The sequence below is a fragment of the Bacteroides xylanisolvens genome, from assembly GCF_018289135.1.
GTDB lineage: Bacteria > Bacteroidota > Bacteroidia > Bacteroidales > Bacteroidaceae > Bacteroides > Bacteroides xylanisolvens.
On the sequence record NZ_CP072216.1, the window covers coordinates 5,255,265 to 5,268,875 of the forward strand.

A 13,611-nucleotide genomic window follows, 5' to 3' on the forward strand; every position below is an offset into this window, starting at 1 on the left:
AGATCAAATATATTAGCGCAGGTATGCTGGCAGGTATGCTTCTCTGTGGCGGGGAGCTGCAAGCCTCCAACCGTATGACGGAAATGCATGTATGTCTGGCGGATGCTATTCAGAAAGATAACCGCCCGGAAATATCCAATCGTTTGTTCCGTTCTAATGCGGTAGAGAAGGAGATTCTCCGTGTACAGAAACTGTTGAAGAATGCGAAGTTGGCATGGATGTTTACCAACTGTTTCCCGAATACACTGGACACTACCGTACATTTCCGTAAAGGAAGCGATGGCAAACCGGATACGTTCGTATATACGGGCGATATTCACGCCATGTGGCTACGCGACTCCGGTGCACAGGTATGGCCTTATGTGCAATTAGCTAATGCGGATCCTGAACTGAAAGAAATGCTGGCAGGTGTTATTCTCCGCCAGTTCAAATGTATCAATATCGATCCGTACGCGAACGCTTTTAATGACGGCGCTATTCCTGACGGTCATTGGATGAGTGACCTTACAGACATGAAACCGGAGTTGCACGAACGTAAATGGGAAATAGACTCCTTGTGTTATCCGTTGCGTTTGGCTTATCATTACTGGAAGACTACCGGAGATGCAAGCATATTCAACGAAGAATGGATTCAGGCAATCACTAATGTACTGAAAACATTCAAAGAGCAACAACGCAAAGACGGAGTAGGTCCTTATAAATTCCAACGTAAGACGGAACGTGCACTGGATACTGTGAGCAATGACGGTCTGGGAGCACCGGTGAAACCAGTCGGTTTGATTGTTTCCAGTTTCCGTCCTTCGGACGATGCTACTACGCTCCAATTCCTGGTTCCTTCCAATTTCTTTGCCGTATCTTCTTTGCGTAAGGCAGCCGAGATTTTGGAGAAGGTAAACAAGAAGACAGCTTTGTCTAAAGAATGTAAGGACTTGGCGCAGGAGGTGGAAACAGCTTTAAAGAAATATGCGGTGTATAACCATCCTAAATATGGTAAAATCTATGCATTCGAGGTAGATGGTTTTGGAAATCATCATCTGATGGACGATGCCAATGTGCCGAGTTTGCTTGCGATGCCTTATTTGGGTGATGTGAATGTAAACGATCCGATTTATCAGAATACCCGCCGTTTTGTGTGGAGTGAGGACAATCCTTATTTCTTTAAAGGCAAGGCAGGCGAAGGAATCGGCGGACCGCATATCGGTTACGATATGGTGTGGCCGATGAGTATTATGATGAAAGCCTTCACAAGTCAGAATGATGCTGAAATCAAGACTTGCATTAAGATGTTGATGGACACGGATGCTGACACCGGCTTTATGCACGAATCTTTCCATAAGGATAATCCGAAGAAATTTACCCGTGCATGGTTTGCCTGGCAGAATACTCTTTTCGGTGAGTTGATTTTGAAGCTGGTTAATGAAGGAAAGGTAGATTTATTGAATAGTATACAGTAATATGCTGACATAGTAAATTGAACGCGGATAACGCGGATGATGCGGCTCTTTTTCTGATGCAAAATTAGAAAAAACGCGTTATCCGTGTCGTCTGCATCTAAATATGAATAGCTGAAAACTAATATTAAAAAAAACAATTGTATCATGAAAAAGTTATGTGTATGGGCAGTTGCCGCCCTTTTAATGGCAGCTTGTACTCCGAAAGCTGAAAAGGCTACAGATTCCGGTTTATTGCAGAGTAAATTCCAGACAGAAGTAGATGGAAAGAAGACTGATTTGTTCACTCTGCGTAACAAGAACAACATGGAAGTTTGTATCACGAACTTCGGTGGACGTATTGTTTCAGTGATGGTTCCCGACAAAGACGGACAGATGCGTGATGTTGTTCTCGGTTTCGATTCTATTCAGGACTATATCAGCAAGCCTTCGGATTTCGGTGCGACTATCGGACGTTATGCCAATCGTATCAATCAGGGACAGTTCACTTTGGATGGTGTAGAATATCAGCTTCCCCGCAATAACTACGGTCATTGTCTGCACGGCGGACCGCAAGGATTCCAATACCGGGTGTTTGATGCAGCATTGTTGAATCCGCAGGAATTGCAGTTGACTTACCGTGCAGAAGACGGTGAAGAAGGTTTTCCGGGAAACATCACTTGTAAAGTGTTGATGAAACTGACGGACGATAATTCCATCGATATTCAATACGAAGCGGAAACAGACAAACCGACGATTGTAAATATGACCAACCACTCTTATTTTAATCTTGAAGGCGATGCCGGCAACAACTCCGGTCATTTGTTGATGGTGGATGCGGACTATTATACTCCGGTGGACAGTACTTTCATGACAACTGGCGAGATTGTTCCGGTAGAAGGAACTCCGATGGATTTCCGCACCCTGACTCCGGTAGGCGAACGTATCAACGACTATGATTTCGTACAGCTGAAAAATGGCAATGGTTACGATCACAACTGGGTGTTGAACACGAAAGGCGACGTAACCCGTAAGTGCGCTTCTTTGAAATCACCGAAGACTGGTATCGTACTCGACGTTTATACTAACGAACCGGGTATTCAGGTATATGCAGGTAACTTCCTCGATGGTTCGCTGACCGGAAAGAAAGGCATAACTTACAACCAACGTGCTTCCGTATGTCTCGAAACACAGAAATATCCGGATACTCCGAACAAACCGGAATGGCCGTCGGCTGTACTTCGTCCGGGCGAAAAGTATACAAGCCAATGTATCTTCAAATTCTCTGTTGATAAATAGGTTATAAAGGCAGTTCATACCATTGAAGAACGGGTTGTCTGATTAGAGATTATCCGTTCTTTGCTTCGAATGTAATTTGTTGGTGCTCGATAGGGCTCATAGGGAAATTAGGATGATTTCCGGAAGTAGTAGAATAGACGAAATGAAGAAAAATAAAACGAAAGGACTTTTTGCATCGATAGTGCTTGGAGTGGCGGTTACAGCTTGTGCGTCTGCTTCTTCTAGTGGTACGGTGACGGTAGTGGACCGACCGGACATACAGTCCGTCAATACCAATTACATCGGGTATCGCGCTCCGCTTCGACCGTTGAATTTTATAAAGTTGCCGGTAGGTAGTATTCAGCCTGAAGGCTGGGTGAAGAAGTATCTGGAGTTGCAGCGTGACGGTCTGACCGGACACTTGGGAGAAATCAGCGCTTGGCTGGAAAAGGATAATAATGCCTGGTTGACAACTGGCGGAGACCACGGCTGGGAGGAAGTCCCTTACTGGCTCAAAGGGTATGGCAATTTGGCATATATCCTGAATGACCCGAAGATGATTGAAGAAACCAAATATTGGATTGAAGGTGTATTTGCCAGTCGCCAGCCGGATGGCTATTTCGGTCCGGTCAATGAACGTAACGGCAAACGCGAACTTTGGGCACAGATGATTATGCTCTGGTGTCTGCAATCTTATTATGAATATTCTCAAGATCAGCGTGTCATTGACCTGATGACGAATTACTTCAAGTGGCAGATGACTGTTCCCGATGATCAACTTCTGGAAGATTATTGGGAGAAAAGTCGTGGCGGTGATAACATCATCAGTATCTACTGGCTTTACAACCATACTGGGGATGCTTTCCTACTCGAATTAGCCGAGAAGATTCACCGTAACACAGCCGACTGGACGAAATCCACCTCCTTACCTAACTGGCACAATGTAAATATCGCCCAATGTTTCCGTGAACCTGCCACTTATTATATGCAGACCGGAGATTCAGCGATGCTGAAAGCCTCTTATAATGTCCATCATCTGATTCGGCGTACTTTTGGTCAGGTTCCCGGAGGTATGTTCGGTGCGGACGAAAATGCTCGTCTGGGATATATCGATCCCCGACAGGGAGTGGAAACCTGCGGTTTGGTAGAACAAATGGCTTCTGATGAAATCATGCTTTGCATGACAGGAGATCCCATGTGGGCTGAACACTGTGAAGAAGTAGCGTTCAACTCTTATCCGGCTGCCGTGATGCCGGATTTTAAAGCATTGCGTTATATCACTTGTCCGAACCATGCCATCAGTGATTCGAAGAATCATCATCCGGGCATTGACAATCGTGGCCCGTTCCTTTCGATGAATCCTTTCAGCAGTCGTTGCTGCCAACACAATCATGCACAGGGCTGGCCTTACTTCACCGAACATCTGGTACTGGCAACTCCCGACAACGGAGTGGCAACAGCTATTTATGCAGCTTGCAAAGCTACAGTGAAAGTGGGTGACGGCAAGGAAATCACTCTTCACGAAGAGACAAATTATCCTTTTGAAGAAGCTATTGCCTTTACTGTTTCTACCGGTGAAAAGGTCGCTTTTCCATTTTATCTTCGTATTCCTTCATGGACTCAAAAGGCGGAAGTACGGGTGAATGGCAAGAAGGTAAGTGCAGCTCCTGTAGCGGGAAAATATCTTTGCATCAATCGCGAGTGGGCGAATGGTGACCGTGTGGAATTGACTCTTCCGATGTCTTTGTCTATGCGTACCTGGCAGGTTAATAAAAACAGCGTAAGCGTAGATTACGGACCTTTGACTTTGTCTCTTAAGATTGCAGAGAAATATGTAGAGAAAGACAGTCGCGAGACTGCTATCGGTGATTCAAAATGGCAGAAAGGTGCTGATTCGAAAAAATGGCCTACTACTGAAATCTATCCGGATAGCCCCTGGAATTATTCGTTGGTATTGGATAAGAAAGAACCTTTGAAAAATTTCAAGGTCATCCGTAAATCCTGGCCGGCTGACAACTATCCTTTCACAGTAACCAGTGTACCTTTAGAAGTAAAAGCTATCGGTCGTCCGGTTCCTGAATGGAAGATAGACGAAACAGGACTGTGTGGCGTATTGCCGGAAGAAGATGCGGTGAAAGGTGATAAAGAAGAAATAACATTGATTCCTATGGGTGCGGCACGGTTGAGAATCTCTGCGTTCCCGAACACAAAAGAATAAATTAATAACTAGAAAACTTAGAATAAATGAAACGTATTGTTTTTTTAGATTACATCCGTGTGTTTGCATGCTTTCTCGTCATCCTTGTTCATGCCAGTGAGAATTTCTATGGTGCTCCCGGATCTACTGATATGGCAGGTCCGCAGTCTTTTCTAGCGAATGAAGCAGACCGGCTATGGGTATCAGTATACGATGGCTTTTCACGTATGGCAGTACCTCTGTTCATGATAGTCTCTGCCTTCCTGCTTGCACCGATGAAGGAAGAGCAGTCTATGTGGCAATTCTATCGCCAGCGTTGTCTTCGCATCCTTCCACCGTTTTTCATATTCATGCTACTGTACAGCACTCTACCTATGTTGTGGGGACAGATAGACGGAGAAACATCTATGAAGGACTTGTCGCGGATATTCCTGAATTTCCCGACGCTAGCCGGACACTTGTGGTTTATGTATCCTCTGATAAGCCTTTATTTGTTTATCCCAATTATATCCCCATGGTTGAGAAAAGCCACGGCTAAAGAAGAGCGTTTCTTTATAGGGCTGTTCGTGTTGTCAACCTGTATGCCTTATCTCAATCGTTGGTGCGGTGAAGTGTGGGGACAATGTTTCTGGAATGAATACCACATGTTGTGGTACTTCTCCGGTTATCTGGGCTATCTTGTTCTGGCGCATTACATTCGTGTACACCTTACCTGGAACCGTTCCAAACGTTTCATTATAGGAACTATTTTAATGGTGATCGGTGCTGTATGGACTATTTATTCATTCTATGTGCAGGCTATACCCGGCGAACTCCATTCCACACCTGTAATAGAAATAGGATGGGCTTTCTGTACGATTAACTGTGTGCTTCTCACAACGGGTACATTCCTTATGTTTACATGTATCAAACGTCCGCAAGCTCCCAAGTTAGTGACGGAAACATCGAAACTTAGCTATGGTATGTATCTTATGCACATATTCTGGCTCGGACTGTGGGTGACTGTGTTCAAAGATACATTGGCGCTTCCCACTGTTGCCGCTATACCATGTATCGCAGTGGTTACGTTTATCTGTTGTTTTGTAACAACTAAGATCATTTCGTTTATACCGGGCAGTAAATGGATAGTAGGATAAATATCCGGAAACAAAGTAGCATATACTACTGACTTCAAGCAGATGATCCTAGGCTATAAACAGTAAGATTTTGAATAGATAACCAAGTTATTCCTGATTTTCTATTCAAAATCTTACTGTTTATAGCTTATTTTCCTCTTAATATCCTCTTTCTCTTTTCACCTCTTTCACTCCTTTGTAAACACTTTTTTACCAGTTTTTTACGGGTGAACCCTCCCTCTGTTTGGAGCTTTATGCCGCTTTCATCGGTTTCACCAAATATACATTCCCATATTTGGTATGTTTGCGGGTGACCCCTGCCGCAAGCAAAACTTGCGCGAACGTAGCCGGATTACTTCCACGCATGGCAGCGGGGTCATACATCTTCAGTCTCCTGAATATGTCCGAAGCCGAGAGCCGTTCGCTTCCCTCTTCATTATCTTTAGCAATCCGGAAGCAGGCATGAAAGACTTCCTCTGCCGGGCACGGATGATAAAAAGCAGCATTGTGGCGTTGCAGTTCCCGTTCCTCTTCTTTTGTGAACCAATAGCGGATGCCGGAGAGTAGTTCAGCTTTCAGTTGGGCATAGATCTGATCGTGCATGATCCCTTCGCAATCGATCAGATGTTCTGCTTCAATGCAGATGAATCGCCGGCTACCGGTGGGATCGGTGAGCAAGTCAAAACGGTTGCTTGTACCGATGAAAGAAGCGATGCGCGGCAAGTTGCGGAAATTCTTTTGATAAGCTTTGCAGATATTCAGGTTTGCCATTTGCATCAGATTTTTCAATAATGGCATTTGCTGCGTTCCGTACTTGTCAAATTCATCCATGTTCAGAAGTCCCATTTCGGCAAGTAACCTTTCCGGTTTTCCTTGTGCAGACAGTTTCAGGTTGTCCATGTAATAACGTGACAATGCCGGCGGCATCAGTGCCTTGCAAAATGTGGATTTTTGTCGTCCCTGCTCGCTGCTGACAAGTATGGGGGCTACGCTGTTGGCATGTATTCCCGTCATGCCTAACCATTGGGCGGTGAGTCCCAGCATCCAGGTATGGAAGCTTTTTATCCAGAGCTGATTGTCAGAGACACGCTGCGCCAAAGCTTCCAGTCTGTCTGTCCCATCCCAGCCGGGCAGTTCCTCCATGTAAAGCCGGAAAGGATGGTATTCAGGAATACAAGTGGAATAAATGTAACGGCTCAAGTCTTTATCCCAGCAGGATATGCCCTGGTCGTGTGCTTCCATGCAGAAAGTGTTCAGTTCCCGCTTACTTACAGGTTCGAAAGGAACGGCACGCTTGTTGGCAGGACGATATTCCGTTTCTTCCGTCAATAGGTTGTAACGAAAATCATACTGTTTTTGCAGGAATGTACGTACCTCTTGGGTTAATCGGACCGGTTGTTTTCGTTCTGCCTCTTTCTCTCTTCCAGTAGGCGGTGCAGTGTCCGGCAGGGGAATGGTATATTTATCTTCATGACATTTTAGCATTTTCTGTGGCTCTTTGTCTGTTTTCTCAACTGCATCTTCTTTGTTCTCCTTCATTTGAAACAATTTTAGTTCCTTCAATACCTGTCTCCATATCAATGTTATTGCATTCATTATTTTTTCTATTTTTAAGTGATTAAAATCGGTTTATTGTTCAGCGCTGATACTGCGAATGTACTATCGGATGATATCGGTTTGCAAGTATTTCTCCGGAAAAAATATTAATTTCTACGTACCTGAAGAAGTCGGCTTCTTATCGTCCTTTTCTCTATTTTTTATCGTATCTTTGACGAAGAGTTATTGTTGATTCACTTTCGTGGTTCAATCAAATGACAAGAGTGATTTACTTGGATAACAGCTGTGATTTAAATGAACCACGGTAGTGGTTTGATGATAAACTTAAAGTTTTTCAGGGAAAACGCACGAGTTAAAACGCTTTAATAAAGTTGTTTATCAAATTAGCTAGATACTCATCACTCCATCCAGCCTTCTTCCTTTTCCTATTGACAGAAGTCTTCTTGTCTTCATCCTGATAATTCTTCAAAATGGTCAATGCCATTTTAGTTAAAGTGGAAAAGTTTTGTGCCGAATTCATCATTTTTCTTCCATCATCTTCATTAAATGTAACATCCAACTGCCAATGCAATCCATTTTCTACCGCCCAATGCTTTCTCTTATATTTAAGAATAAGCTCTGGATTGTTCACTAATGAAGAGATGAAACAATGTTTCTCATTCTGTATTTCCCCTGTGGCTATATTTATTTTCTCGGTCTTTATTATTCCATAAGTCCTAAGATTCTTCCAATCGCGATAACAGAACCCTAATCTACTGGGTTCAGAGCAGGATATGCAGGTCCTTGTCACCATAAATCCATGACCTTCTGTGGTTTCTTCAGCTCTTTTGATAAAATCATTTTCTCTTCCGGAAATTAGCAAGTACTCCGCATCGTTTTCGATATTTTCCCTTAGTTTTAAATGATTATCTTTCACCTCTAAAAGATAATCGGCTTGTTTCTCTGTTATTTTTTCTACAATCTTCTTTTGGGTGCCAAGTGCATCGATGGTAACTACATCTCCTTGTCGTATATCAATGTCGTCCAGTAATTTGGGTATTGCTACTATTTCATTCTCTTTTATTGAGACCCGTTCCTGCCCTAATGACAGACTCATATCAGAAAGAAAGGCACTGACAATATGAAGTTTGGCTGATGCTGCCTGCTCCTTTGTTATTTTACCCGCCGACTCTTGTACCAGTTTATCAGCATTGATGGCACCACAGATCGTTTTCCCGTCAATAGCTATATGTCTATTCGTATAAAGATCATTACCCTCACCTATTTGAACTTTCGACCAGTCGCAATCTTCTATGGACGGTGAATCACCTCTCATATTACAGGCCCATTCTCTGTAACAACTCTCTAATCTTTCTGTTTTTATGATACAAAAAAATCGGCGTAATGTATCATGTGAGGGGGTAGTTTCTAAATCCGGTATGAATCTCCTAAGAAAATCTTTCTTATAACGGGCGAAGTCTGCTATATCATTCCAACTCTGACAATCACAAAAAACACCCGATAAAGTGACAAGCATTATCAATTTGCCCGAATAAGTGACTTTATTCTTTTCACGTGGGTCTATTGTATCAATAGCTTCAGACATACTAGCCATATGACGTGCCAATTCGTCATTTATTAAAAAATCCTTTGCAATCTTATCCATTACTGTTTATTATTTAGACGTGAAGATAATGAAATACCAGAATGAATACAATATAAATAATCAATATATCAATTGAAGAAGCCCGAAGATTAAAAAGGATGAAAGCAATAGGTGGCATGACCATGTAAAGTTGTGACACGTCTATATGAGGAAAAGTAACTAGGAAGACTTTATTTATTATTAGATATACAAGAGTATTGCCATTAAATAAGTTTTGAGAAGAGAAGGGAACTATTGATTATTAAACAATTAGCACTCGTGCGTTTTCCCTGTAAAGTTTTTCAGGGTCGACGCATTATATTTTTTACTATCTTACAACTTGTATTTTATTTTTATATTATTGACTATTAGTGTATTATCTATTGTATATGTCGATTATTTTCCTTATCTTTATAAGATATTATAAAACATAAACTAACATGAAAATTGGCATAATTGACCTTTGTAAACAAATAGAAGATCCTAGGATGAACCGCAAAAAAGTACATAAAATGGAAACTATTATCTATATATCCATTGCTGCTGTAATCTGTGGCGCCCAGTCTTGGAATGAGATTGAGGAATTTGGCAATGCGAAAATTGCTTTTTTCAAAAGTCGCATACCTGACCTGGAGTTCATCCCTAGTCATGATACTTTTAATAGATTCTTCAGTATAATAAAGCCCGAGTATTTTGAGTTGATCTTTCGTAATTGGGTAAAACAAGTTTGTCAGGAGGTGAAAGGCGTTGTAGCTATAGATGGCAAGCTCATGCGTGGTCCAAGCCAATGTGATGGAGAGCATACTACGGGAAAAGAAGGATTCAAATTATGGATGGTTTCCGCCTGGTCTGCCGTTAATGGAATTTCTTTAGGTCAGGTAAAAGTAGATGATAAAAGCAATGAAATCACAGCTATTCCATTGTTGATTAACTCTTTGGAACTAAGTGGTTGTATTGTTACAATTGACGCGATGGGATGCCAGAAAGATATAACCCAGACCATTATTGAGCGTGATGCAAATTATATTATAGCTATAAAGGAGAATAAGAAAAAAAATTATCAACTAGCTAAACAAATTATTGACGATTATCAGGATAGAGATGAAATAATCAATAGAGTCACCAGGCATGTGTCGGAAAATACCGGACATGGAAGAGTTGAGAAAAGAACCTGTACTGTAGTCAGTTATGGTTCTATAATGGAGAAAATGTTTAAGAAGAAACTTGTGGGGTTGAAGTCTATTGTAGGGATAAAGTCGGAGAGAACAATAGTAGCAACAGGAGAATATACTCAAGAGGTCAGATACTATGTAACTTCACTTGATAATACCAAACCGGAGGAGATTGCATCTGCCATCAGACAGCATTGGTCTATTGAGAATAATCTTCATTGGCAATTGGATGTTACCTTTCGAGAAGACTACAGTAAAAAGGTGAAAAATGCAGCCAGAAACTTTTCGGTGGCAACAAAGATGGCACTTACCATACTAAAGAAGGATAAAACAACAAAAGGAAGTATGAATCTGAAAAGACTAAAAGCCGGATGGGATGAAAAATATTTGTCACAACTTTTACAGAACAATAATTTTTAATGCGTCTGCCCTGTAAAGTTTTTACATGAAATATATTCACTATCAAAACGTTAACTACTAATGGCTATACTTTACGATTGGTATGAGAATCCCGGTGAGTCCGACGATTCGGAAGAGAAAGGTTTGCATCCCCGCATTTTTTTGAATGGTAAGGTGGGAACGGATAAACTGTGCCGGATGATTCACGGACGCAGTTCGCTTTCCGTAGGTGATGTAAAAAATGCGTTCGAGATGCTGGCCCAAATTTGTGGTGAAGAACTGCGCGAGGGACGTGAGGTGCATATTGAGGGACTTGGCTATTTTGCTCCAATCTTGCGGAGTACACAAAAAGTGACTCGCAGCACTAAGAACAAATGGTCGAAAATGGAGTTGAAAACAATCGGTTTCCGTCCGGATGCTCGCCTGCGGGGTGAATTGGTAGGTGTCAAAGCCAGCCGGAGTAAGTATGCGCGCCATTCGGAGTCTTTGTCGGAGGTGGAGATAGATATGCGGCTGAAGGAATATTTCGCCGAGCATGACGTAATGCTTCGTTACGATTTTCAGGAAGTATGCTGCATGACACGGACTACGGCGAATCGTCATCTCCGGCGATTACTGGAAGAAGGCAAATTGAAAAATATCGGCAAACGTATGCAGCCGATTTATGTGGCTGCAGCGGGTTATTACGGGGTGTCTCGTGATGTGCTTCGGCGGTAAATGGAAACGATTTGAATTGTGTAGGTGAAACCTTTGAAAGTAGGATAGAAGGGCTTTGCATGGTCGCTTTCACCCGCTTTCCTGCTCTGGATGGAGGTTTCAGGAAGAAGGTGAAAGCGGTGAAGGATGTAGTCTTATAGATGATTTACTTTCATTGTTTGATTGAATAGTAAGGCTTTTTTAGTTATCTGTTAAATTGATAATATATCTGCTTAGAGGGGATTATCTAATAGCATCGAACTTCAGTGTCCCGTTTACGTCGATAATTTTCAAAGTACGGTTACCCTTTATTCCCATATCAATGAAATTGACCTTGTATAAACCATTTCCCAATGCAGTTACTGATGTTACTTTAGATATGTCGCTTGGTCCGTCTTGCATACCTGTTCGGAAGTTCCATATCGCATATCCTTCGCCGTCATACTCGTAGTTATCTTTCAGCTGCTTTTGCAATTTGGCTGTACAATGCTTTTTTACTGCCGGAACATAATTCTTTGCTCCAAAAACGTAGTTTGCGTAGAAATCTTTGATGAACTGAATGGTTTTGGTATTGTCCACTTTAGGTGATTGTAGAATAATGGCAGTCCCATTGGCGAGAACAGCCTCATTGTCGAGACAACAAGCTTGAATTTGTATGGGTTGTAGGGCAAATCCTAGATGAATGATATATAAAAATAAAATCTTTTTCATATTCGTATATTATGTATTTTGAAAGTCTTATTTAGATTTAGCGACCTATTGCAAAGATAGCGTTAATTACGAAAAATGAACGAAGTATGTGAGAAAAAGATAATAATATCATATTAAAAGCTGAAATGAATTGTTCAACGTAATTTTGATAAGAGAGGGGAATGAATGTTATAATTAGCGATGAATAGGGGATATTTTGTTTATCTATACATTGCAGGGCAGCCGGATAGTAGCCTCATTGATTGTACTATTCTATTAAATGATATAGATTTAATGTGTATCTTTGTAAAAAATGCAAAATAAAATATGGAATCAAAATAAATGAAATCAGATAATTATGAAAAACATTTTTCTTCCTAAAGTAACGATGTGTATAATTGCACTGCTTGCTTTAATTTTATCAGCTTCTGCACAAAATACAAATGCGACAGATGAGTACAAAGAAACGTTGAAGAAAATCATGGATTTTTCTGGTACTTCGACTACTACGGGTGACTTTCTCCAGAGATTATCATCTATAATGAAATTGAATGCGCCGAAAAAGGATGAGGCTTATTGGAATGAGTTCTCTAAAAACTGGAAAGAGAAAGTAGAAAATAAGGTGTTTGAAATGTATATGCCTGTTTATGAGAAGTATTTTACATTGGAAGAATTAAAAGCTGTTGCTGCATTTTATGAATCTCCCGTAGGTAAAAAATATAAAGAGGCTTCATTGATTGTTATGCGTGAGACAACGCCGTTGTTAGTGCAGCAACTCCATACCGAGATGTCCAAAGAGGTAATGCCGGAGAAAAGTGAACGAGTAAAAAGAGGTGAACAGCGGTTGAAAGAATATGAGCAAAAGAAGAAACGTGATAAAGAATTATATGCACAAGCTTATATGCTTCCTAGTGATAGTATAGTTGTAGTTCCTGAAGAAGTGTATGAGAAAGCGTATGAGAATGGGATGTCTACAAGTCCTTCTTTATATTCGATTGAAAGGAGAAAGAATGATACTAAAGTGACATTCATACAACCTATTTATTGGGATTGGCAATGGTTGTATTATAGTCCGGGATTTAAGATTATCGATAAGAAAAGTGGCGATGAGTATAATGTGCGGGGATATGATGGTGGAGCTCCGATGGGGAGGCTGTTGGCTGTCAAAGGATTTAATCATAAATATATTTATATCAGTCTTTTATTCCCGAAACTGAAGAAGAGTGTGAAAGAAATAGATATTCTTGAGTTGCCGCACAAAAAAGATAAAGAACAGTTGCCTTCTAATGATGATGGAAAGTCTAAATCATATTTTAATGTAAAGGTGAAAGATTATCAGGTCGTTTCCGATAAGAAAAATAAGAAGATCTATTATTAGTTCAAATGATTATTAGAATTTGAAATGACAATAGTAGGTATTAAACATGAGTGTGAACTTTTTTTTGGTATAAAC

At 41.2% G+C, this 13,611-nt stretch carries 11 protein-coding genes; 8 read left to right on the forward strand and 3 right to left on the reverse strand.

What is annotated here, in order from left to right:
• Positions 1–35: 35 nt before the first annotated feature.
• The 4 genes from INE92_RS21765 (at position 36) to INE92_RS21780 (ending at position 6,041) form a co-directional block, all read left to right on the forward strand.
• Complete coding sequence (locus INE92_RS21765) at positions 36–1,454, forward strand: glycoside hydrolase family 125 protein (protein WP_229097066.1); 1,419 nt, start codon at positions 36–38, stop codon at positions 1,452–1,454.
• 144 nt (positions 1,455–1,598) lie between these two features.
• The gene (locus INE92_RS21770; RefSeq protein WP_195436712.1) at positions 1,599–2,729 is read left to right on the forward strand and encodes an aldose epimerase family protein; all 1,131 of its coding nucleotides are present in this window, start codon (positions 1,599–1,601) and stop codon (positions 2,727–2,729) included.
• 142 nt (positions 2,730–2,871) lie between these two features.
• Positions 2,872–4,926 carry a beta-L-arabinofuranosidase domain-containing protein gene (locus tag INE92_RS21775; RefSeq protein ID WP_087322832.1) on the forward strand — a complete coding sequence of 685 codons (2,055 nt, stop codon included), beginning with the start codon at positions 2,872–2,874 and terminating at the stop codon, positions 4,924–4,926.
• Positions 4,927–4,952: 26 nt separating this feature from the next.
• On the forward strand, positions 4,953–6,041 hold the full coding sequence (locus INE92_RS21780) for an acyltransferase (RefSeq protein WP_055279438.1): 1,089 nt from the start codon (positions 4,953–4,955) through the stop codon (positions 6,039–6,041).
• 231 nt (positions 6,042–6,272) lie between these two features.
• On the opposite strand, the gene INE92_RS21785 is transcribed toward INE92_RS21780, so the two are convergent.
• Positions 6,273–7,616: a VapE domain-containing protein gene (locus INE92_RS21785; RefSeq protein WP_195436711.1), complete on the reverse strand. Its 1,344-nt coding sequence runs from the start codon at positions 7,614–7,616 to the stop codon at positions 6,273–6,275.
• A gap of 313 nt (positions 7,617–7,929) precedes the next feature.
• Positions 7,930–9,222: an ISAs1 family transposase gene (locus INE92_RS21790; protein ID WP_004315317.1), complete on the reverse strand. Its 1,293-nt coding sequence runs from the start codon at positions 9,220–9,222 to the stop codon at positions 7,930–7,932.
• A gap of 419 nt (positions 9,223–9,641) precedes the next feature.
• On the opposite strand from INE92_RS21790, the gene INE92_RS21795 reads away from it, so the two are divergent.
• Genes INE92_RS21795 through INE92_RS27125 form a run of 3 tightly spaced genes read left to right on the forward strand, consistent with a single transcriptional unit; the run spans position 9,642 to position 11,629 of the window.
• Complete coding sequence (locus INE92_RS21795) at positions 9,642–10,793, forward strand: ISAs1 family transposase (protein WP_008018700.1); 1,152 nt, start codon at positions 9,642–9,644, stop codon at positions 10,791–10,793.
• Between the two features lie 60 nt (positions 10,794–10,853).
• Entirely contained in the window at positions 10,854–11,489 is a 636-nt protein-coding gene (locus INE92_RS21800; RefSeq protein WP_118196189.1) for an HU family DNA-binding protein, read from the forward strand.
• 11 nt (positions 11,490–11,500) lie between these two features.
• Positions 11,501–11,629, forward strand: coding sequence for a hypothetical protein (locus tag INE92_RS27125; protein ID WP_255344231.1), 129 nt, complete (start codon positions 11,501–11,503; stop codon positions 11,627–11,629).
• An 82-nt stretch (positions 11,630–11,711) separates the two neighbouring features.
• Here the strand turns inward: INE92_RS27125 and INE92_RS21805 are convergent, their stop codons facing one another.
• Positions 11,712–12,179 carry a hypothetical protein gene (locus INE92_RS21805; RefSeq protein WP_008642832.1) on the reverse strand — a complete coding sequence of 156 codons (468 nt, stop codon included), beginning with the start codon at positions 12,177–12,179 and terminating at the stop codon, positions 11,712–11,714.
• A 337-nt stretch (positions 12,180–12,516) separates the two neighbouring features.
• On the opposite strand from INE92_RS21805, the gene INE92_RS21810 reads away from it, so the two are divergent.
• Positions 12,517–13,536 carry a DUF2059 domain-containing protein gene (locus tag INE92_RS21810; RefSeq protein ID WP_009039748.1) on the forward strand — a complete coding sequence of 340 codons (1,020 nt, stop codon included), beginning with the start codon at positions 12,517–12,519 and terminating at the stop codon, positions 13,534–13,536.
• Positions 13,537–13,611: the final 75 nt, after the last annotated feature.